The sequence below is a fragment of the Clostridium saccharobutylicum DSM 13864 genome, assembly GCF_000473995.1.
Classification (GTDB): Bacteria; Bacillota; Clostridia; order Clostridiales; family Clostridiaceae; genus Clostridium; species Clostridium saccharobutylicum.
In genome coordinates this window covers 2,021,119-2,045,315 of record NC_022571.1, presented here as the reverse complement: position 1 = coordinate 2,045,315, position 24,197 = coordinate 2,021,119, and the positions used below count along the sequence as shown (strand labels likewise).

Below are 24,197 nucleotides of genomic sequence, written 5' to 3'. Positions count from 1 at the left end.
GAATTGTCAACTATGTAGTTTAAAACCTGCATATATTCTCCGCCCAATTCATCCATAAATATACATAACTTATTAATGTTCTCTTAGCTATTAATAAGTTAAATGCATACAATGAAGGTGCACACATACTTACTTTTTCCTTTCTTATAAACTTGCATAGGTTTTTATAGAAATCTTCTTCAATAGTAAATCTAGTTTGTTCTCCAACATAATCTTCTTCTCTAATTTCTCTGTCTCCTGGAAAATCTATTTCTAATTGAATATCTTTTAATTGATTTTTCCAATGTTCATTTTGTTTTTTACTTTCTTCAGATTTCGCAAGTTTTTCTTTCCATAAATTGTGATCTATTTGTTGAAGCACTTCATTTTTATCTTCTTCTCCGTTATAATTATTTACTAATTCTTTAACGAATAAAACAAGCGAACTGCCATCACTTATTATGTGGCTTATGCTTATAAATAAAATACAATTTTCTTCTGCCACATAATATACTTCTACTTCAAATGGTAGTTTATCAACTGTTAATGTAGTATTGGCATGATTATTTAACATCTTCATACTAGCTTCATATCTTTCTTTTTCGGTTTCACCTCCAAGAGAATATTCTTTTATTTTATAATTATACTTATCTAAATTTTTTTGAATTAAAACATTATTTTCTTCATAAAATACACTTCTAAATAAATCCAAAATTTATTTTTATCAAATGCATAAGTAGGAGCACTTATTTTTCTAATTTCACATTCTTCATATACCCCCCTTCAATTAAATTGAATATCATTCTCATATAAGTCGCATATTCGATGTAAATAATAATCATTTTCAATATATATTGTCATTATACCACTTTTTTCATAATGCGAATAACTTCCAATGTGAATTATTACTAATTTATTATCCTTACTTAATTTATTAACAGCATTTAAGTATCCTTCATTATTCTGGTTGAATTTTAATGCTCTTATATCTTTCTCAGCCTTAATTTCATCAATATCTCGATTACAATATGAAATTATTATTTTACCAAATTCATCTGCTAAAATATAATCAAATTTTATATTTAAATCCTTTATATTTTTACAAATAGCTTCCTTTTCTACAAATTCAGCTTCAATGTCTTCTGTTTGATTTCTTAATACTAATACAACTTTTTTATCGTCTTTTTGTATTTTTTCATATTTGCAAGTTTCTAGTTTTCTTATTAATTCATCTTTATCTTTAAATACAAATCCTTGTCTATATCCATAATCATCTCTTTCGCAATTTAATGTATAGCATAAACTTTCAAAACTTCCATCATACCCCTTCAAGAAATCAAGAATATTAATCACATTATTATTAAATGCACTTTCTGTTTTAGCAGATACTTTTAATATGTGTTTCTTCTGAATATCTTCTTTAGATTTATGCTCTAAATAATTTTCAAGAACTATATGGACATTAGTTCCAGAATACCCAATAAAACTATCTATTCAAGATGTTTTCTGCCACAGTTTCAAGTGTAGACTTTTTATATTAATTTAACGCTTAAACTATAAATTTGCAAAACTAAACATTATTTTTCAAAAGAAAGTCCTTCTGAATTTGTTACTAACCAAGGATCCTTTAGATATTTTTTCTTATAATAGACATATCTAAATTTAAATAATACCCGATATCCAATTCTTAAAATCATTATTGTTTAAACGGGTACAGCAACTTTGTGCATTAAAAACTAGCACAACAAGTTAAATTACAATTATATAATAGCTAAATTTATGATAATATTTCAATTACAAGTAAAATATGTTTATTCTGTATTTAAGAAAGGAGGAAAATTCATGTTTATAACTGAAAAAGACATGAAAAACATAAGAAATCTTGTTGGAAATGATATAACAGCAGATAATTTAAAATATGTTGATGTATATGTATCCGATAAATTAGGCATTTTTATTCCTAGTATTGGATTTTGCGAATATGCCATTAAGCCTAATCATAGTCATCCTAGTTATTCTTTTGTAATATTTTTTTCCAATGAGCAAAAAATGTTAGATATTAAATTTCAAGTACCAGATAGTTATTATATAACAACAGCTATGTCTCCTAAAATATCTCATGAAGAAAAAAAAGATGATACTTTCAATCGCTATATCGCAATTTTCATAAATGCTGATTTTTTTAATGAACAATATATTTTATATGATTTTAATAAACCAAAAAACTATTTCTGGGATCAGTTTATTGTAAAAAAAGATATCATAAATTTTATAAAAAAATTTATTAGTGAATATGAAGGAAATACTTTAGGAAAAGATAAACTCTTAGATAGTTTATCACTGATAATTACACATGAGTTAATCCGAAGCATGTTAAAACTGGATAACATTAAAGATATAACATTAAAAAAGAATGAAATACAAATATCCATAGATTATATGAATCAACATTTTGAAGAAAAAATCACTCTAGATTCGTTATCTAACTTAACTAATATATCTAAATCTAACTTTAATAGAGTCTTTAAAAAAGAAACGGGAATTTCTCCTATTGAATACTTAATTAATATACGACTAGTAAAAGCAAAAAAATTTCTTAGGGAAAAAAATATTAATATTACAGAAATATCTGCAAAATGTGGATTTTATAGTTGCTCTCATTTTTCTGCATGCTTTACGAAACAGTTAGGTCTATCTCCTTCTGATTATCATAGTTATTTTAATAAGTAGTAATATTATATAAAAATGTGATAATATTTTGAAAGAATTCTTTTTATTCATTGAGTATACTTAATTATAATAAATAACTATTATTTATGCATTTGGAGGGATTAAAAATGAATAAAGAAGAAATTTATAAACTAATAAATAGTAATCCTGTCTTTTTCTTAGGTACTATAGATGAAGGACAGCCCAGCGTAAGAGGTATGTTACTATATAAAGCAGATGATAACGCTATTATCTTTCACACAGCTTCCTGCAAGGAATTGTACAAGCAAATATTAAAAAATTCAAAAGTTGAATTATGTTTTAATTGTAATGGAACTCAAATTAGAATAAATGGAAATCTAAATATTGTAGATGACAATAATTTAAAAAATGAAATTTATAATCATCCTACTCGTAAGTTTTTACATGTATGGAAAGAAAGTGGACAATTTAATGATTTTTTTTAAAGAGTTTATTGTATTTTCATTAAAGCATGGAACTGCTACTGAATGGACCATGACGGATAACTTTTCAAAAAAATCATATATTAATTTATAATTCTGTAAAAAAAGATTATGATGAAAAATTATTTCTGAAAATATTAATAATTTTTCTGAGATATTTGATTTTATAACAATTTCTATTGATTGGTCTGACTAGATGATTATATACAAGAAATTTATATAAGTTTGGATAACCTCCTATTCACAATCCACTAACAAAACCTTTGTTGAATAAAAAATTTATTTATATATTAAATTCAAATATTCCTATATTGTTTCAAAAAAAAATTGTAATTAATGACAAAAAAACAGAACTTGCTTTATCATAGCAAGTCCTATTTTCTATATGATTTTAATACCTAAATATATCTTTAGTAATAACTATCAATGATATATGTTAAAAATTGAATTATACATTAAAACTAAGTACCGTATCACTGGAGAATGAATAAATCATATTGCAACATATATGCAATTAATTAATTTATTTATATATAAAAGCGATCTCCTCCTATATTAACAAATATAAATTAAAACAATTTCTTAATATCAGGGTATAAAATATTTTCACTCTTATATCTTGAATTTTTGCACTATTTCATTTAATTTTTGAGCAAGTTCCGCCTGACTTTCAGCTGTTACTGCTATTTGCTCTATAGCTTGTGTAGTTTCATCCATACTTTCCTTTATTATTTCTGCTTCTTCACTAGATTTTAGTGATGACTCTGCCATACTTTGAACTGCTTCACTTACTTGTCCAACCGTAGCAGTGATTTCCTCAGACATAGCAGCAATTTCTTCAGACATTTTGCTTACAAAATCTGAATCATTAAAATATTGCTTACCTGTTTCACTATAATCATCAAATTGTTTATATACGTCTCTATTTATAAATTCTAAAATCTCATTTGCTGTATCAGTACTACTTTTAAATGCTTGTTGAACTTTAATAATAGTCTCTTGAATATTCACTACTGCTTGCTCTGATTGCTCTGAAAGTTTTCTCACCTCTTCTGCTACAACTGCAAATCCTTTTCCATATTCTCCTGCTCTAGCTGCCTCTATTGCAGCATTTAATGCTAATAAATCTGTTTGTTCTGCTATGTTTCCAATAGTATCTGCCATAACTTTTATACTATTAACTATTTTTCCATCTTCAATAGCTTTTTTCATTTTTATTTGCTTTTCAGAATATATTCTTAAGGTTTCATTCAAAGCTCTTTGACTATTATTTTTAACTGCTGTAGCTCTCTCTTTTCCCTCATTGGAATTATTAGTTCCTTCAACAGCTTTAGAAGAAAGTTCAATTATACTTGAATTTACTTCTTGAACAGATGAACTTATTTCTTCAGATGCTGAGCTTGACTCTTGCATATCATTAACAATAGAATTAACTGCTCTATCTACAATCAACGCTTTATGTGATACCGCTTGCATAGTTGCCGAAAGTTCTTCTGAAGCCGCACTTATGTCTTGAGAGTTTTCCATAATAACTTTAACTAATCTAGTTATATTTTCTTGTGCTATATTTAAAGCAATCCCTGTTTGTCCAAATTCATCCTTTCTTGTTATCTCAATTGAATTTGAAAAGTCGTATTCAGACAAGTTTTGTGCAAATTTTTTTATTTTATTTAATGGATTAATAATATTCTTACCTAATATATAACCAATAAAAACTATAATTAAAAATACTATAGATGTACAAAGTATAATATTTCTTACAATGCTATTGTATTGAATAGTACTATCTAAATTTGCTTTTTCAGCAGCTTGCTTATTTATCTCAATACACTTATCCAATTTTTCAAGCATAGATATTCTTAGTGGACTAACATCCGAATTATAAATGGTTACTGCCGCATCATAATCATTAGATTTCGCACGTTCAACTACCTTAGCTCTATAATCCCTATATTTTACCAAATCGTCTTTAAACTCATTATAATTTTTTTGTTCTTCTTCTATAGTAGCCAAATTATCGTATTCTTTCATTAATTCATTATCTTTATCACTATAGTTTTGCATAGTATTTATTTCTTCATCCAATTGTGATCTATCTCTTTCAAAAACAATTTTAAGCATATTAGCTTTAATATCATTTATATTCCCCTTAATTTCTTCTAAATTCCTAATTGATATTAAATTATTATTGTATATCTCTTGTGATGCGTCATTTATCTTAGCCGAACCTAATATCCCCTGAACTCCTATTAAAACTATAAAAATAGAAATAATAGAGAATGTCGAGACTAGCTTTTTGCTAACACTTAAATTGATAAAAAATTTCATTTTATTATTTCCCCCTATTTGCCATATGTTTTATTTTTTATTAAATTATTATTGTTCTAAAAAGTACGGTGATTCTTTCTTAAACTTTACTTATATTCCACATAAATTACTCAATATACACGTATCATTTAATTTACACAATTATTATCAATGTTTACTCTTTGGTTTATCCTTCATATCAACATTTGTCTTATCCCCCACTCATTTCACACACTTTTGATATCGTATTCACTTTTTGCAAAATATCATGAATTGTTCAATTATACAAATGTTATTAACGTAATATATGCATATAACAATTTATTAAATATATAGTTGCATTCTTCACGATAATTGTTTTATCGACAAAATAATTATACATTTTATCAATATTTCTGTCAATAAATTAACATTATTGCTATTATTTAAATTGTATTAAATTGAAATAATATCATTTTCCATATATGTTAAAAAAATAAACTATCTCAAAATAAAAATTAAAATTGTTATAAATTTAATTATTCTAGTTATAACCATAATAGAGTGACTAAAAAAGGAAATAACATATTATAATTTTAACCTGTACATTTCCTTAATAGATAAATAATATAATACAATAATTGCGAAAATTTATGTAAATACCTATTATGAGAAAATAGCATCCATCACATTATGAAATCATAATAATAATTTCAGGTATAATTACAAAATAAATATTAAGAATAATTATGAGGTGATGAATTATGAATAATACAATAGATACAATAAAAAATCATAGATCAATAAGACAATATTTAGATAAAGAGGTTTCAGATGAATTAATTAATGAAATTGTAAGAAGTGCTCAAGATATGCCTAATTCAATAAATGGGCAGCAAGTAACTGTTATAGTTATAAGAGATAAAGCCAAAAAAGAAAAATTAGCAGAACTTGCAGGTAATCAGGATTATATTGCAAAAGCTCCAGTATTTCTAGTTTTTGTAATGGATTTTTATAGAACTTATCTTGCTGGTGAAAAAACTGGTTTTAAACAAGTAATTCACGAAGATATAGAAGGTATTCTCGTAGGATCTGTAGATGCTGGAATAGCTTTAGGTGCTTCAGTAATTGCTGCTGAATCTCTTGGTCTTGGTACAGTGCCTATTGGTGGAGTCAGAAAAAATCCAGAAGAAGTTATAGAACTTCTAGGTTTACCTAAATATACTTTTCCAATGGTTGGATTAGTAGTTGGTTATCCAGCTAATAAGTCACATAAAAAACCGAGAGTTCCTTTTAATAGCTTTAAGCATGATGAATGCTACAATACAACATCTATCGAAAGATCTATAGATACTTATGATGAACAGATGAGCAAATACTTAAATGATATTGGAAGATCTGAACAAGAAACAAATTGGAGTACTTTCACTTCAAAAATTTATCAATCAGTTTATTATCCTAAAGTTAATGAAGTTATAAATAAACAAGGATTTAATGTGCATTCAAATAAATAATATCATACATAATTATAATTTGGAGTAAGATGCTCACTCAGCTCTAGTTCTATATATAAATTGTTCTACTTTAATATTTCATGCTAAATAAATCATATCATACTAAAGTATATACAATCATCTGTTTAAAATCTTCAGCAAAATTTATATATTCCTACATAGTAAAACATTATATGTTTGATTTATTTCTTAGTGGAAAATTTAATTAATCGTAAATAAAAAGCATTTTTTAATTTAAAAAATGCTTTTTATTTACAATTATTTTAAAAACAATTATTTTAGACAATTATTTTATTGAAAAACTTATGGAAAATGTATATATTTATTATAATTTTATAGTTTTACCACAAAGTTATAAATAATGGTAATCGAATATAAAATTATATATCACTTTTTATTAATAATATTATAATTGGATATATAGAACTTATAATCATTCAGTTTAATTTTTATAATTAATAAATATATACAAATGAGGGGAGCAATATACAAATGTTAAAAAATATAAAAATATTTCACAAAGTAACACTCTTATCAACTATACTATTAATTTTTACCTGCATTATAGGATTTATAGGTTACTCTTTTATTAGAAACTCAAATGATAATTTATCAGCAATGTATGATAATAATATAAAAGCTATAAATTTACTAGATGATATACGAATTCAATCAAGAACCTGCCAATATGACTTAGTAAACTTAGCTTTAAATAATGGAAATGAATCAAATCAACAAGATTATATTAAAGAAATGAATTCCAAAATAGAGGGTATTACTAATGATATTTCTCAATACAAACAATTAAAGTTAGATGATAATGAAAGAGATGAAATTAATAAACTAGAAAGCAACTTACCAAAATACAAAAATGTGTGCAACAAAATAAAAGATATGTCTTCTTCTGAAAACTTTAAAACTGAAGATATAAACGAATATTTAATTAGTAATAAAGATTTTATAGATGGTTTTCGTAGTATTTCAAATGCATTACTAAAATCTCATATAAAAAAAACTGATGATATATATTCACAAACACAAGTTGCTAATACTAAATCAATTACAATACTTTTAATACTTATTGCACTAGCAATATTCATTGGCATACTAGTTACATTTTTAATAGTAAAACCTATTACATCTGCACTATGTTCTGCTACAAATTGGTTTGAAGTACTTGCCACAGGTGATTTTACTAAAGAAATACCACCTCATTTACTAAATTCTAAGGATGAAATTGGTGTAATGCTTAAGACAACTGATAAAATGCAAAAATCTATTAAAAATCTTTTAGCATCAGTAATAAACGAATCTTCAAATATTAAAAATATGATTAGAAATACAAATGATAATATGTCAAAATTATCAAATGAAATGCAAGATGTCTTTGCAACTACTGAACAGCTTTCAGCTGGAATGCAAGAAACTGCCGCCTCTACAGAAAAAATGAATGCTATATCAACTGAAATACAAAATACAATTGAAACTATTGCTTTCAAATCAAAGGAAAGCGAAACAGTATCAGATAATATAAGCAATCGAGCAAATAAAATAAAATCTGATGCAATTTCTTCACAAAAAAATGCAGATGAAATTTATTCTTGTACTAATAAAAATTTAAGGGATGCCATAGAACAATCTAAGGCAGTTGAACAAATTAGAACACTATCAAATTCTATATTAGAAATCACTTCTCAAACAAATCTTCTTGCTTTAAATGCATCAATAGAAGCAGCTAGGGCTGGTGATGCCGGTAAAGGATTTGCTGTAGTAGCATCTGAAATAGGAAAACTTGCTGAAGATTCTGAAAGTACTGTAAATGAAATACAAAATGTAACACAAACAGTATTAAATTCAGTTGAAAATCTTGCTACAAGTTCTAATGAAATATTGGAATTTGTGGATAAACGTGTTAAGCAAGACTATAGTTCTATGGTAGCAACAGGTGAAACATATAACAACGATGCTCAAAATATTTATAAATTATCAAATGATTTTAGTGATGCAACTACACAAATACGTATCCTTATGCAAAATATTATCTCTTCACTAAAAGGAATAAATATATCAACAAATGAAGGTGCTGAAGGTACTTCTAATATAGCATCTAAAACTTCCAATGTAGTAGAAAATATTTCAGATATAAAAAATCAAACCAATTCAATTAAAGATAGCATAGACAACTTATCAAAATTTGTTTCTAAATTTAAGATATCATAATATATTCTATTATATTGTGTTTATTTGATAGTAGATAGTTTTGTGTAAAAAGCAAAACATCTACTATTTATATTATTTTTTATTAAATACATTTTATATAATCATATTTAATATTTGCAGTTGCATTTTTCCACGCAGAGAAAATATTTTAATTATAAAGTCATATATTTTACTTTAACACCTTCAACATCAAGCAACTCATTTTCAAATTCTTTTACTTCATCTATGTTAGAATGGATATGTAAAATTATCAATCCCTTCTCCGAACAAGAGTTTTTATTAGCTTCGTGAAGACCAAGTCTAGTTGTTATAATACATCCATACTTAGTTAAAATAGTTTGAACTTGTGGTGCATGTGCACTCCTGGGATCAATAGTTAATGCCATTATTATAGTTTCCATAAATTATGCCTCCTTATTTATATGGTTTAAATCAAATCATTTATTTATTATATCCAAATATGGTTAAATGAATACAATTAAGCCTGTAAAAGTTATGATTACTTGCTTAACAAGTAGTTTTCTTTTAACTCTAAAGAATAATAAAAAACCATAATAATCTAAACTTAATAAATTATTATGGCTTTATTGATAATCTTAATAATATAACTAAAATTTATATTATAATACTAAGCACATCACTTAATTTTCTTTTCATAGCTATTATACATTAACCATGCAATTACTGAAAAAATTATTGGTCCAGCTATACTCCAGATTGTTGTTTGCATATCACCTTCTATTGCTGGCTGTATTATGCTAAATAAATTGGCAAGTCCTACAGTTAGAATAACTATCCAAGTCCAAAAAATTGCACTTCCATGAGATTTAAAAACTATAAATGGCTTCTTGATTTCTGTTTTCTTCTTAAAATATGGAAATGCAAGAGTTATAAACAAATATGGTAATGTCATAGCCACATTAGTCATTGAAACAAGTATATTAAAAAATGTAGCCATTGAGCTTCCACCGAAAGCTACCAATGCTATCATTACACAAACTATAGTAGCTTGAATCCACATCGCATTTATAGGCAACCCATTTTTGGTTTCTCCAACTTTTCCAGGCCATAATTTAGTTGGTGTACCTTCAATAATCTGCTTTAATGGTGAATACATCAGTGTAAAGAATGCACCTGATAATGCAAGAAACATTGAAAGTCCAACAAATCTTGCAACTCCATGCCCTAAAGCTGTAGCTGTGGCCTCGCTTGCTCCAAATGCCGTACCAAGGGAATAACCCAAATTTGACATAACTATATAACTGGCATTTCCTAAATTAACATCCTTAATCCCCATTACATCTGCCCAGTTAGTGAATATTCCAATAAGTAATATTCCTAATGAATATCCTACTGATATTATAGCTGCTGAAATAAGAATTCCCTTTGGAAAAGTTTTTTCTGGATTTTCAGTTTCATCAACTAATCCACCCACAGCTTCTATACCGCCATAAGCAAATAAAGCATATACTACAAATGCTAAAGATGCAATTATATTTCCAGCATATTTAGGGTTTGGTGTTTGAGTAAATGATTTTATCCCTACAATCGGCTCTGCTAAACTCCCACTATTCCCCAAAAACACTGCTATAGCGCCAATCCAAAGGAATACATTCAACAATAAAACTGCTGTTCCTCCTAATGAAGTTACTTTTTTTATCTTATCCAAGCCTTTAGTTGACGTATAAGTTACTAGTAATATCCACAAAATCCCGAAAATCCCCAATACCTGTGGTCCTTGAAATCCAAATAAAGTCCAAGTTTGCGTAGTATCTTTTCCGAATATAGCATTTGACACCGGAACCCACATACCTGATGCAACATTAACCATCCATGTTATATAAGAAAAATACCACATGAATGTTCCTATAAATGCAAATCTTGGTCCAATTGATTTCTCCATCCATGAATAGATTCCACCTTTCTCCTCTTTGAATGCTGAACCAAATTCAGCTACCATCAATGCAAATGGAACAAAGAAGGTTATACCTGATAATATATACCAAGGAATAGCAGCATATCCCATCTTATAAAATGATCTTGGAATATTGTTAAAACCATAAACTGAAGTGAAAATCATTAATACTAAAGGTATCAACGTTAATTTTTTTGTTGTCTTTGAGGTTGTTGACATTTTTATTCCCCCTTTATCTTTATGTTTGTTTTTATTTGCTTAAATTGACTTAAAATATAAGGTTCTACTTTTAAGTATTACCTATATAGCTTTTTTCATAGAGTAATCATGTATGTATTCATATTTACTATGAAAATTATAACTTCTAATTATAAATGTATTTTCTGCATACTACATTGTTTTTATGTATAAACTCTACTCTAATCATTTTCCATGCTTAATATTCTTAAAAAGTCCTTCATCCATGATGTTTACTATAAATATTTATATATTTTCACATATTTAACGTATAAAATTTTTTGCATAACACTTATTCCCATATCGTATAAAACTATGCTTGCTAATAATTTGCTAAGCCTATATTGAAATACTGTAATTATTTGTAATGTAGATATATTAATGCGTTATATATAGATATATATGCTTACCGAACTTAAATGCATATATATCCTAGAAATCAAATACCTTTGTGTAAAGCAATCATCAGAAAATGAGCTGTTTACAGTTCTTAATGTAAGGTTGTTCTATTAACTGCTTGTCACAATGAATATTGTGAACATGCTTGAATAGACACAACTTACATTTAAAACCTTACAGTGAAATTTTCATAAGTCCTGTAGAACACAAAGGTATTTGACTTCCATTAACTATCGCATAATCCTAATTTACACCTTACTCAACTATATTTACTTACATTATTCTTATCTACTTTTTCAAATGGTACCCATATATGCTTACCATCTTGTGTTACATTTTCTACATTAGATAAAGTTCCTCCTGAACCTAATTGAATAGCTGCATCAACTGCACTCTTGCTTTGACCTTGTGCTGATTGAAAAACAGTAAATTTCATACTACCCTCACTAATAGCCTTGCACCCTTCCGCTGTTGCATCAATTCCCACAATGGGAACTGTTGATGGATCTATTTTATTTTCCTTTAATGCATCTATTACCCCTAAAGCCATTTCATCATTATTGCAAATTACACAATCAAATTTTCTATTTGTAGATAAAAATACATTAAACATGTCTTTTGTGCCTTGTCTACTCCAATCAGCATAATCTTCAAAAACATAATTTGCATTTATTCCTTTTTCTTTAAAAGCATCCTTTACTGATTTTGTACGCTCTTTTGTGGCTGAATTATTACTTTCTCCTTTAAATAAAACCACTTTAAGATCATTTTTATTTTTCAAATAATCTGTAATATATTCAGCTTGATACTTTCCAGATAATGATTCATCTGAAGCCACATAAATATATTTATCTTTTTCTAATAACTCCTCACTTGGCTTGCTATTCATAAAAATTATTGGAATTCCTTTGGCAGCCTTCTTAAGTTGAAGGGTTGTATCTGGATTTACCGGAGCACAGATTATCGCACTATATCCGCCTGAAGCTGCTTCTTTCATATGAGACACCTGCTCTTCTATAGAACCTGCTGCATCCATAACCTTTAATTCCACATTTTTGCCTTTAGCATAATCTTCTGCACTTTTCACAAGCATACCACGGTAACTATCTGCACTATTAGACATTGAGAATAAAATTTTTACATTTTTACTTGATGCCGTACCACTCTTTGAAGCACATCCTGAAATAGCAGCAAACATCATAATTATAGTTAATAGTATAACTATTTTCTTCTTCATAAATATAATCCCCCTTAAAGCTTATATCTTAAACATTTGAATCTGCTTACTAAGTTCTTCAGATGTATTTGATAATTCCTTTGCATCATTAGCTACTTTTTCACTGTTTTTAGTAATATTACTTGATTGAGTAACCATAACTTCTGAAGTTGCTAAAATTTCTTGTGAACTTGCAGCTTGTTCTTCTGATATAGCTGCTACTGTTGCTGCAACCTCATCTAAATGTCCAACTTTTTTAATCATATCTTGAATTAAATTATTTGTCCCATTAATCTTATTAAAAATATCATCAAACGTATCTACAGTGCCACTTATCAAATAACTGCTTTCATTTATATAATCTGCGCTTTCATGGGATTGCTTTACGGTATCAGAAACAAGTTTTTTTATTTGATTTACAAGCGCTGAAATATTTTTAACTGACTCAGAACTTGTATTAGCTAATTTGCCAATTTCATTTGCTACAACTGCAAAACCTCTCCCTGCTTCCCCTGCTCTTGCAGCTTCTATTGATGCATTTAATGATAATAAATTAGTCTGCTCTGAAATTTCTCCTATAACATTAACGATATTAGTAATTTCAGCTGAAGATTTTCCTACATTATTTATAGCCTCTTCAAGAGAACTTATTGAATTTCTTATATTCTCCATAGCTATATTTACTTTTTCCATGTCTTGTCGTCCTTTTTCTGAAATACTAATAGTTTCTTTCATCTTTTGATTTACATTACTTCCATCATCTTTTGTAGTACTAACAACAGTTGCTAAAGTTGTTGTACTTTCTGCTATTTCACTTACTGAACATGATAATTGATCTACTGTAACATTTAAATTTTTCATAGATTCAGATTCAAGTTTTGATGAATCATATAATTCTTTTGAAATCACAATACTTCCATCTGCCTGATCATTCATTTTACCTGATACTGCATTAATCTTATTTATCATATTGCGCATAACCGCTATAAATTCTTTTACACTTTTTAGCATAACAGAGATTTCATCATTTCCCTTTACTTCTACATCAACTGTGAAATCACCAGTTGTCATTGCCATAATTGTCTTAGTAAGTTCTTTAATTGGTTTTATAACTACATGTACCACTCTTTCTACTAAAACAGTTAAAAGAATTATTGATATAATAGCTATTGCAATCATAAAAGTACGAAGTTTAGTAAGTTCTGAGAAAATAGATTTTGTTGGAACATATGATACAAGAATCCAATTAGTTCCTTCTATTTCTTTAAAAACAACCATATTGTTTTCTAATTCGCAGGAATCATATTTTCCATTTTCAAGTTTCACTGCAACTTCCTTAAGAAATTTATCTTTATTGTTTGAATCCAATTTAGTTGAAATTAATGAGCTATCTCCATGTGATAATATTGTTTTATCACTATTATCAACTAAGAATGCTTCTGCATTATCCATTTCAATCATTGAATTCACTATTATTGATATTTTATCTAAATAAATATCTGTAGATAAAACCTTTGTTTTACCTGACTTATCATTTAATATAGCTGAAGCACTGATAGTATTTTTACCTTCTTCATTTTTATATGCTGAACCATATTCCATATTAAGTCTAGTTAATCCCTCTTTATACCATACTGAATCAATTACATTTTTATCAGATTTCTTAGAGCCATTAGCTTTTAACATATTTCCATCTTCATCACCTATATAAAAACCTTCTGGATAATTATCACTGTAATTATAATATTTATTTAAAAAATTTTGTAATTGATCGTTATTTAATTGTGTATTTTCTAAAGACGTTTTTACGGCCTTAAATGATGCTAAATTTTCATTTAACCATGCTTCAATTTGGTCAACTTGCTTTTTGCTTGAAGTTTCTAATAAATCATTAGCCGATTTAGTTATGATGCCTTTAGATTTATTATAAGAAACAGTAATGAGTAATGATATTATTACAATCATCATTGGAATAATAATTCCTATAAGCTTTGCTTTAATTGACCCCCTACCTTTTAGTTCTCTTATTTTCATAAGAATCCCCCTTTTATCTTACTTTATTTTTTAATTTTACTATATTACTCTACTTAATATATGATATATACAAAAAAGTAAGTAATTCTGTAATATATATTTTTACATCGTTTTTCAAATAAATATTATAAAAGTTAATACTACATATTCATCACGATATATCCAATTATACCAAACAAGATAACTTTTGTAATTGTTTTCCTTACTAATATTGTATTTTTTTTATCATTTTGAAAACATTTTTGTAATATTTTATTTATTATGACTGTTTTTTGCTTTAAATTATAGCTATAATTTTTTAATTCGTTAAACTAAAAAATTGTCTTTGATTAATGCAACCGCTACGATTAAAAATCCTGAGCCTAATTATTTATCAATGAAGGTAAATGACTCCCTTTTTTCAATTACTTACATAATAAATCTAATTACTAACCATACAATCTGTAACATATTTCTTAATTTCTTATGAAATATGATAATTAAAAATGGAAATATGGAATAATATTTAAAATTATTACATAAATATCAATGGTATTTTAATTTAAGGGGGATTTTTATGAATACTAGAGCAGAACTAAAAAGTCATGCTAAAAATCAATTGAAAGGAAAATGGGGACTAGCTGTTGGTGGATTTTTTGTTGCAGGTATTTTGATTCCATTTATTATAAACCTGATTTCAAGGTTAGTTAGTCATAGTGTAATATTAAGCATTATTATGTGTTTAATATCAATAATAATTGATGTAACAATAGGCGTTGGATTGTGTAGATTTTCATTAAATTATGCAGATGAAAATAAAGAACCAGAATTTGCTGATATATTTTCAGGATTTCAAATTGTTCTTAAAGCAGTAGGATTATACATTTTAATGATGATAATTGTTATGATAGGATTAATTGTGTTCATAGTTCCAGGTATTATATTAATATATATGTTTTCACAATCATTTTTTATTTTAGCTGATGATAATAGTAAATCAATTATTGAATGCTTAAAAGAAAGTGCGAACATGATGAAAGGACATAAGATTGAATATTTTATTCTATTATTAAGTTTTTTAGGTTGGATTATACTAGGAATTATTCCACTATGCATTGGATTATTATGGGTTATTCCTTACATGAATGTAACAATAGCTAACTATTATTTAGATGTCAAGGAAAAGTACAATCAATCTAAAGTTAGTTAGAATCAATAATATTTAAATATATGTAATAGTTAACCGAAATAGAGATCCAAACCTAGAAAGAAGCTGTATTCTTTTTCGGAGTGTTGCATTTATAAATTAGCTGTAGGTATTTCTTCAGCAGAAGTTATTCCGTTCTTGCTTGTCCTCAACTTGTTTGAGGAGCATGCAGGAATTGGGCAACTTCTGCTGATAGAAATCCACAGCTAATTTATATAGCAACCGAGAAAAAGAATATAGCTTCTTTCGGTTTGCCACCACATAAGTCTAAGTTAGTTAAAAGTTGTTTATCTATACTTCTGATGCTTTAGCATTACTTGCTATTTTAGGCATCACTATTGATAAAATTAAGGATATAATTGATATAGCTATAAGTATTATAAACAAAACATGCAAAGAACTGCTTAAAGAAAGCTTTATCTGCTCACTGGTAACCGCTGCATTATGTGTAGAAACGTTATATAAGTTACTTGGATCTACTCCGTTTATTCCAAGCTGAACAAAATATTTAACTATATATATATTAAATATACTTCCAAACGCACTTACACCTATTGTTTGACCTAATGTTCTAAGCAATGAATTAGCAGCCATTGCCGAACCTCTATTTTTATATTCTACAGATTCTTGAACAATTATAGTTAAAATAGTAAATGCTCCACCAAATCCTAAGCCCATTATGAAAACATAAATTAAAACTAACATTATCGAAGAATTTATTCCTAATGTAATCAATAATATTGCGCTAATAAGTACAACAATATTAGATATAACTATTATTGTTTTTCCACCAAGCTTTACCATAACTTTTCCTAAAAGTACAGAAGCTATAAGCCAAGCTACTGACATTGGAGCTAAAGCTAAGCCTGATACCTTAGCACTAAATCCAAGTACATTTTGTATATATATAGGCAGATAAACATCTGCACCTATCAATATAGCTGAAGCTAAAAAACTGATTAAATTTACAAGTGTACTTGTTTTAGTAAATATATCAAAAGGAAAAATTGGCTCTTTTGCTTTTCTTTCTATTTTATAGAATGCTCCAAGTAATACAATAGTTATAATTACTGATATTCCAATAAATATATTATGATTAAAACTTACATTTTCAGTTGATAAAAATATATTTAGAAATACACTCATTGCTATTGATAAAGTAATAATTCCAGCAAAATCTATATTGTGTTTTTTCTTCTCAAAGTTCTCATTTAAGTTTCTTTGGATAAGTATAACTGACAATATACCAAAAGGAATGTTTATGAAAAATATCCAATGCCAAGATAAAGTATCAATTAAAATTCCTCCCAAAAATGGACCTATAAGACTTGCAACGCCCCACACTGTACTTATGCTTCCTTGAACTTTTGGTCTTTCCTGTAATGTAAACACATCTCCAACAATTGTATATGTAACTGTAAATATTGCACCTGCTCCTACCCCTTGAATTGCACGTGATCCGATTAACATACACATATTCTGTGATAATCCACATAAAAAACTTCCAACTAAAAATATTATTATTCCTATTGAAAGCACATTTTTTCTCCCGTATAAATCTGATAATTTACCACATATAGGTGTAGAAATTGCACATGTTAATAAATATACTGAAAAAACTGAACTAATAATTTCAAATCCCTGCAAATCCTTTACTATAGTTGGAATAGCAGTAGTAACAACAGTTCCTTCAACTGCTCCTAAAAACATTGCCACCATTAATGCTACTAATATGTTTCTCTTTCTTGAATCCATTTTTAATCACTTCCTCATTAAATTCATTGGTTACATTATGTTAAGCAGACTTTTTAATTATATATATAGTATACAATTTACACAACCTAATAATTAACTTAGTTATCATTTTATTAATACAAAAATCTTTGTTTAAATAAAGAAACTGCTGATAAATCATATTTACCAACAGTTTCAGTACAATAAATACTTTTATAAATTAATTTCCAAAAGTATTTATTTTTTTGTGAAATATTTTATAAAACCCCATTTATATTCCCTAATTTAACAATGCAAAATCTCAAATTAAAAATCTAATTAATTTCTTTTGTAAGTCCATTAAATCAAATAAGATTTTATATTTATATTTTTTCTGACTCAAATGCTTTCCATGGAATATCAACTGAAGCACCTGAATTTATAATATCATCAATATGAATTATCATAGGGAAATCACTAAGTTTAACAATGCCTTTATATGCTAAGGAGCGTATATGCTTTGCAGCACGACTAGCAATAATTATTGATTCTAGAGTTACTCCCTTTAATTGTTCCATAGCTTCATCAAATGAAAATCCTTGACCTAATAAAGTTCCTATTCGACGAGTACGTCCACCAAAAACAGTTACGTATAAGTCGCCACCAAAATATATGATATTTTCTTCACCAGCACCAACTAATTTAAGAATGTGTTTTGCTTCCTTTATACTTTGTCCAAAAAGTGCAGCCTGAGAATTATAATGCTCTTTTCCAGAACCATCAGGTCCAATAGCTAATCCAATAGCTAATGACACACCTAAAGCATAAGCATTCTTTAATGCAACTGCACATTCAACACCTACAATATCTGTAGATAAGCTAATATGATAGTATGATGTTTCAAATAAACTCTTAAGATTCCTAAGTATGTTTATATCCTCTCCACAAAATACAACTTCAGAATTATCCTTATCAGCAAGTTCATAACTTGTACATGGTCCACCAACAGCATTGATAGAAAGTTTTTTATTACAAGGAAGTTTGCTTAAAAAGTATTGTGGATAATTAATCATTTCACCATCTTCTTTAGTAATCATTCCTTTTGTTATTGAAAGTAGAGGAATATCTTCAGGTATGATAGGTAATATGTTATCTGCGAACCAATCAACACCAAAACTGCTCACTCCACAAATTGCAACATCAGCTCCGTCTAATGCTTTATTTACATCTTCAATTTGATAGTACTCGATTCCTGTTTTAGGCAATTGACGTTTTAATGTAGAATGAAAACCTGTATCCTTTGCTGTATCAATAATGTTTCTATCTAGAGGAGTACCAACAAGTCTTACTTTATTGTTATTTCCTGTTGCTGGAAAAGATAATGCAGATGCCATCTGCCCTGCTCCGATAATTGTTATAATGCTCATAGTATTACCTCCCAATTTAAATATTAAATAATTTATATATATTAAAATTTAGACTGATTTTAATTTTTATTACACCTCATTAATTTTTAATAAATTTTTCCTACTTTTTTAATAAATATAAAGATTAAAACACGTTTCTTCTATAATTGTTTCAATACTTCACCAATATATTTTATTGATGAAAATACATAATCTGCATGTATATCAGATTTTTTATACATCTCTTCTGATGTCTCACCACTTAATACAAGAATGCTAGTTATTCCTCCATTTACTCCTGCTTTTATATCTGTATAAAGTCTATCTCCTACAATTGCTACTTCTTCTTTTTTAAGATCATACTTTTCCATAATAGCCTCAACTATATATCCATTTGGCTTACCAATAACCACAGGAGAAACACCAGTGGATGCTTCAAACATTTTTATCATAGATCCAGTATCCGGCATATATTTGTTATCTTCAATAGGACAATTAAAATCTGGATGAGTAGCTATAAATGGAACTCCATCCCTTATATAATCACATCCTGTCAATATTTTTTCATATGTTAAAGTAGTATCAAATCCAAGAACTACATAATCTGGCTTGTCATTCTTGTCCTTAACAAGGATAAATCCTGCATTTTCGAATTCTTTCATAAGTAGTTCTGTACCCATTAGATATATCCTATTACCTATGCAGTTTTTCTTGATATACCATATAGTAGCTTCACCAGATGTATAAACTTGTTCTTCATCAATGTTGCAGCCAAGTGATGAAAGTTTTTGCTTATAAGTTGATTTATTTTTAGAAGAGTTATTTGTCAAAAATATAAACTTCTTTTTCTGACTTTTTAAGATATCTAAAAATTCTAAAGCTCCATCAATAAGTCTATTTCCAAGATAAAAAGTCCCATCCATATCTAATAGAAAACATTTAATATCTTTTAACTGATTCATTTTTACCTCCACATAAAAACATATAACTGCTTACTCATCAGTGACTTTATATAATTTGTCAGCAATTAAATTAGCAGTTTTCTCTGTTAATCCAAGATCATCAATTAAATGCACAACACCATACCTTGTTCTTATATCCTTTGCAGCAATGAATGTTTTAATAAATAGATTTTTGTTAATTCCAAGTTCTGCAGGATGATATACACATCCACTATCTTTTAAGATTTTTTTAATATGCTCAGAACTTGGCACTGTAGTATTTGCAATATTAAGAATATCATTCCAGATTCTTGCTATTTTTTCTGCATTTTGCTGTCTCTTATCTGGATTTAACTCAATTGCATCCATCTTATAATTAATTACATTATTAGCAACCCTTCCAAACACACTTTCAATATTTTTTGCCCATTTATTCATATCATAATACCTAAATTTTCTCTCAGATATCACACTTTCAATATCTATATCTTTTAATGTTTCAAATACCATAGCCATAACCACTGTACCCACTCCAACAAAGTTTCCATGTACCCATTTTTCTCCACTATTCATTGTATGAAACATTATCTCCCATCCATGGGCAATATGATGTTCAGAACCCGATGCTGGTCGCGATGCTCCTGCCATCCCTATAGTTATTCCCGATAAAACTAATGCATCTGTTATATTTTTTACAACTTCAGAATTTCTTTCAGGAATCCTTGGCGCAGCTGCAACACATCTATCCACAGCAGCTTGAACCATTTCAGTAATTGTATTACAATAATATTCTCCTGTTAAAAGATTTGAAATTGACCAATCTGCCAATGCAATATATTTACCTAATACATCGCCAAGTCCTGAACAAAGTAAATACATTGGAGCATTCTTCATAATCTCAATATCTGCGTATATTCCATAAGGATATATAGCTTTATGAGATTCTTTAAATCCATCTGTGATTAAAGGAGATACTACCGATGCATAACCATCCATTGATGGTGCAGTACATACTATGGCATAAGGTATATGTACCTTATAAGCCACATATCTACAAATGTCATTTATAACCCCTGAACCTATGGCAAGTATAAGTGCTGTATCCTCTTCTGTCTCCATAAGCACTCTTCCAAGAGCATATACATCTGGCAACAAGTGTTCCTGTGGAAACACATATTTCTTTAAAGAAAATTCATTACTTAATATCCCTTCTACCTTTTTTCCAGCCACAACATATGTGTGAACATCTTCAACAATTAATATTTTTTTATTTTTAAATTCATTAAGTAACTCTGGAAGTTGCTCTATTATGTTGCTTCCTATCTTTATAGAATTAATTTCTACATTATGTGTTTTTCCGCATTCACAATCAAAATTCATTCCAACTAGTTCTTCCGCTTTTAAATTTGTCACATTCATTAACAAACATCATCCTTTCCTTATAGTATTTAACAATATGTCAGCTGAAAGTTCCTAATCCAAATACTCTACAAACATATATAAACAAGAGGTTCAATTTAAATTTACATCCTGTCTGTAATTACATAATTGCCTCTAAACTTTTTAACTAGCTTCCGCAATCTATATAAATATCTAATTAGGTTAAAGAGTACAATTAAGTACTCTCTAGCAATTCAAACTAATTAATTTTAAAAATTTCCTGTTAATACTTGGAATATCTTTATTACTATCCAATTTAAGAAATTACCACCCATATCCAAACTTGAAATAGTTGATGCTCCATCTGGCATTGTAAACTTAGCCATTGTCGCTATTTGAGTATGGAAACTAGCAATATTAGTTGCCATTAATAGTGCTAATGCCATAACCACTGTACCTGCTATAACTGAGTGAACTATATTACCTTTTGCTGCACCAACTATAAATGCAACATAAAAACATATTGTAGCTAAATCACCAAATGGTAAAACTTGATTTCCTGGTAATATTACTGCTAAAAATAATGTAATAGGAACTAATACAAGTGCAGTTGCAATAACTGCCGGATGTCCAACTGCAACTGCTGCATCTAATCCAATTGTAAGATTTCTATCCTTACCAAAGTTCTTCTTCTGCAAAAATTCTCTAACTGATTCTGAAACAGGAATTAAGCCTTCCATAAGTATTCTAACCATTCTAGGCATTAAGAACATAACACCAGCCATTGACACACCTATCTGTAAAATTTTATCTACACCATAACCAGCAAGAATTCCAAGTATAATACCAAGAACAAGTCCCATCATCATAGGCTCTCCAAAAACACCAAATCTTTTTTGAATTGTTTCAGGATCAGCCTTTAAACTTTTAATTCCAGGGATTTTTCTTACAACTTTAACAATAGGAATACCTATAAGACCGCAAGCTGCAGTTGAACCAGTTGGTAAAGCTACTCCCTCAAGCCCAAAAAAATCTTGAACCATAGGAGCTGTTTTATCAGCAATTTTAAGAACAGCAACTTCGTACAAAATACCAGCTAAAATAGCAAGTAACCAATTACCACTAGTTAATACATAAACAGTTGCACCAGCTGCAGTAAAGTGCCAATAATTCCATATATCAATATCAACTACATTTGTTGCCTTTAAGACTAACATTACTAAATTTACGAACATAGCTATTGGAATCATTATTGCTGCTATAGGAGACGCCCAGCTGATTGCAGCAGCCGCTGGCCAACCCACATCTATTATATTCAGATGTAATCCATATCTAGTAACCATTTGTTGTGCAGCTCCACCAAGGTTCGTTGTAAGTAATCCAATGACCAAATTTATACCAACAAATCCGATACCGATTGTAATACCTGACCTAAATGCTTTTTTAAATCCTTGTCCAAATATCATACCAATAATAGTAATTGTTAATGGCAGCATAACTGTAGGTCCTAAGTTTAAAATGTACTGTACTACATCTAATAACATTGTATTTCCCCCTCATAATATAAATTTTTATATACTTTCACAAATCTTAATTAACCTGTTGCCATCATAAGCTTAAAATATATATTTTTATAATAATTAATAGTCCAATTAACTTTTTATATAGGCCCTTTAAATAGGCCTATATTTTTCACTTCAAAGCTTCGATAATTGCTTGGTCAACTTTATCTGTATTAATGTTAGTTAAATAATTCACTGCTTTAATCACAGGAATTTTATAATTTCTAGATGAAATTGTAGTAGTCACTAACAGATCAGCTTGATCTTCATAACCTACTACCTCTGCAATCTTACATTGTATAATTCGAGCATTAATACCATGATCTGCAACTAACTTCTCCACCCTTTTACACACAACTGTTGATGTTGCTATTCCTGTTCCACAAGCTACTAATATTACTTTTTGTTTGTCCATTTTTTACCTCCTAACTAAAATTCTATAATCTTGTCATAATTCATAATCTTTTATTTAAAGACTTGCAAAAGCCTAAAAATCATTATCAATCAAACACTCCTGATAATTGCTCTATATTTATTCGCAATCATAGTTAAAATTCGAAACGATATCATACACTTCATCACTATCTTTTGCTTTAATCATATTTTCTAAGATTGATTCATTCTGAATTAAACACATTAATTGCTGCAACATCAATATCTGGCTGTGAGGTTCATTTAAGGCCATAGTAAATACTATATTAACATCCACATCACCATTTCCATCCATACAATTAAATTTCACTGGATTTTTTAGTGTTGTAATAGCTATAGCTGGTTTTTTAACATGAATAGCATCAGTATGAGGTATTGCAACATTATATTTTCCTAGTAATAAACCTGTAGGAAATTTATTTTCTCTCTTTACTAACCCATTTAAAAAGGAATCTTCTACAAAACCTGCCTCTAATAATATTGGAGATATTTTCTTAAATACATCTACAGCTGATTTAGCTTCAAGGTTATTTACTACTAAATCTCTTCTTAAAAATTCTTTAATACTTCTAATCATAAAACTTCCTCCTTTTTTGTAAATCTT

19 protein-coding genes are annotated in these 24,197 nt (G+C 28.1%); 5 read left to right on the top strand and 14 right to left on the bottom strand.

Annotation, left to right across the window (positions count from 1 at the left end):
• Positions 1 to 19: 19 nt before the first annotated feature.
• Positions 20 to 691 (bottom strand): condensation domain-containing protein, encoded by a 672-nt coding sequence (locus tag CLSA_RS08875; RefSeq protein WP_022745563.1) that lies wholly within the window; start codon positions 689 to 691, stop codon positions 20 to 22.
• Between the two features lie 71 nt (positions 692 to 762).
• Positions 763 to 1,377, bottom strand: coding sequence for a CurL C-terminal domain-containing protein (locus tag CLSA_RS08870; protein WP_418235965.1), 615 nt, complete (start codon positions 1,375 to 1,377; stop codon positions 763 to 765).
• Positions 1,378 to 1,821: 444 nt separating this feature from the next.
• Between CLSA_RS08870 and CLSA_RS08865 the strand changes: the two genes are divergently transcribed.
• Entirely contained in the window at positions 1,822 to 2,709 is an 888-nt protein-coding gene (locus tag CLSA_RS08865; protein ID WP_022745559.1) for a helix-turn-helix domain-containing protein, read from the top strand.
• 107 nt (positions 2,710 to 2,816) lie between these two features.
• Positions 2,817 to 3,155, top strand: a complete 339-nt coding sequence (locus tag CLSA_RS08860) for a pyridoxamine 5'-phosphate oxidase family protein (RefSeq protein ID WP_236903322.1) — start codon at positions 2,817 to 2,819, stop codon at positions 3,153 to 3,155.
• Between the two features lie 609 nt (positions 3,156 to 3,764).
• Here the strand turns inward: CLSA_RS08860 and CLSA_RS08855 are convergent.
• Complete coding sequence (locus tag CLSA_RS08855; RefSeq protein WP_022745554.1) at positions 3,765 to 5,480, bottom strand: methyl-accepting chemotaxis protein; 1,716 nt, start codon at positions 5,478 to 5,480, stop codon at positions 3,765 to 3,767.
• 722 nt (positions 5,481 to 6,202) lie between these two features.
• On the opposite strand from CLSA_RS08855, the gene CLSA_RS08850 reads away from it, so the two are divergent.
• On the top strand, positions 6,203 to 6,952 hold the full coding sequence (locus CLSA_RS08850; protein WP_022745552.1) for an NADPH-dependent oxidoreductase: 750 nt from the start codon (positions 6,203 to 6,205) through the stop codon (positions 6,950 to 6,952).
• A gap of 492 nt (positions 6,953 to 7,444) precedes the next feature.
• Positions 7,445 to 9,172, top strand: coding sequence for a methyl-accepting chemotaxis protein (locus CLSA_RS08845; protein ID WP_022745551.1), 1,728 nt, complete (start codon positions 7,445 to 7,447; stop codon positions 9,170 to 9,172).
• A 152-nt stretch (positions 9,173 to 9,324) separates the two neighbouring features.
• On the opposite strand, the gene CLSA_RS08840 is transcribed toward CLSA_RS08845, so the two are convergent.
• The 4 genes from CLSA_RS08840 to CLSA_RS08825 form a co-directional block, all read right to left on the bottom strand.
• Complete coding sequence (locus tag CLSA_RS08840; RefSeq protein ID WP_022745550.1) at positions 9,325 to 9,573, bottom strand: CPF_0552 family protein; 249 nt, start codon at positions 9,571 to 9,573, stop codon at positions 9,325 to 9,327.
• Positions 9,574 to 9,809: 236 nt separating this feature from the next.
• Positions 9,810 to 11,306 carry a glutamate/gamma-aminobutyrate family transporter YjeM gene (gene yjeM, locus CLSA_RS08835; protein WP_022745549.1) on the bottom strand — a complete coding sequence of 499 codons (1,497 nt, stop codon included), beginning with the start codon at positions 11,304 to 11,306 and terminating at the stop codon, positions 9,810 to 9,812.
• A gap of 676 nt (positions 11,307 to 11,982) precedes the next feature.
• The gene (locus CLSA_RS08830; RefSeq protein WP_022745548.1) at positions 11,983 to 12,960 is read right to left on the bottom strand and encodes a sugar ABC transporter substrate-binding protein; all 978 of its coding nucleotides are present in this window, start codon (positions 12,958 to 12,960) and stop codon (positions 11,983 to 11,985) included.
• Positions 12,961 to 12,981: 21 nt separating this feature from the next.
• Entirely contained in the window at positions 12,982 to 14,973 is a 1,992-nt protein-coding gene (locus CLSA_RS08825) for a methyl-accepting chemotaxis protein (protein WP_022745547.1), read from the bottom strand.
• 556 nt (positions 14,974 to 15,529) lie between these two features.
• Here CLSA_RS08825 and CLSA_RS08820 point away from each other — a divergent pair.
• Positions 15,530 to 16,162, top strand: a complete 633-nt coding sequence (locus CLSA_RS08820; RefSeq protein ID WP_022745545.1) for a DUF975 family protein — start codon at positions 15,530 to 15,532, stop codon at positions 16,160 to 16,162.
• A 288-nt stretch (positions 16,163 to 16,450) separates the two neighbouring features.
• Here CLSA_RS08820 and CLSA_RS08815 read toward each other — a convergent pair whose 3' ends face one another.
• The 7 genes from CLSA_RS08815 to CLSA_RS08785 form a co-directional block, all read right to left on the bottom strand.
• On the bottom strand, positions 16,451 to 17,914 hold the full coding sequence (locus tag CLSA_RS08815; protein ID WP_022745541.1) for an MDR family MFS transporter: 1,464 nt from the start codon (positions 17,912 to 17,914) through the stop codon (positions 16,451 to 16,453).
• Between the two features lie 341 nt (positions 17,915 to 18,255).
• A complete protein-coding gene (locus CLSA_RS08810) occupies positions 18,256 to 19,299 on the bottom strand; it encodes a glycerol-3-phosphate dehydrogenase (protein WP_022745540.1) in 1,044 nt (347 codons plus the stop codon).
• A 140-nt stretch (positions 19,300 to 19,439) separates the two neighbouring features.
• Positions 19,440 to 20,240 (bottom strand): HAD-IIA family hydrolase, encoded by an 801-nt coding sequence (locus CLSA_RS08805; protein ID WP_022745537.1) that lies wholly within the window; start codon positions 20,238 to 20,240, stop codon positions 19,440 to 19,442.
• A gap of 30 nt (positions 20,241 to 20,270) precedes the next feature.
• A complete protein-coding gene (locus CLSA_RS08800; RefSeq protein ID WP_022745536.1) occupies positions 20,271 to 21,638 on the bottom strand; it encodes a sn-glycerol-1-phosphate dehydrogenase in 1,368 nt (455 codons plus the stop codon).
• A gap of 230 nt (positions 21,639 to 21,868) precedes the next feature.
• Positions 21,869 to 23,143 carry a PTS galactitol transporter subunit IIC gene (locus CLSA_RS08795; RefSeq protein ID WP_022745530.1) on the bottom strand — a complete coding sequence of 425 codons (1,275 nt, stop codon included), beginning with the start codon at positions 23,141 to 23,143 and terminating at the stop codon, positions 21,869 to 21,871.
• Between the two features lie 148 nt (positions 23,144 to 23,291).
• On the bottom strand, positions 23,292 to 23,576 hold the full coding sequence (locus CLSA_RS08790) for a PTS sugar transporter subunit IIB (RefSeq protein ID WP_022745525.1): 285 nt from the start codon (positions 23,574 to 23,576) through the stop codon (positions 23,292 to 23,294).
• Positions 23,577 to 23,693: 117 nt separating this feature from the next.
• Positions 23,694 to 24,170, bottom strand: coding sequence for a PTS sugar transporter subunit IIA (locus CLSA_RS08785; protein WP_022745523.1), 477 nt, complete (start codon positions 24,168 to 24,170; stop codon positions 23,694 to 23,696).
• Positions 24,171 to 24,197 lie beyond the last annotated feature (27 nt).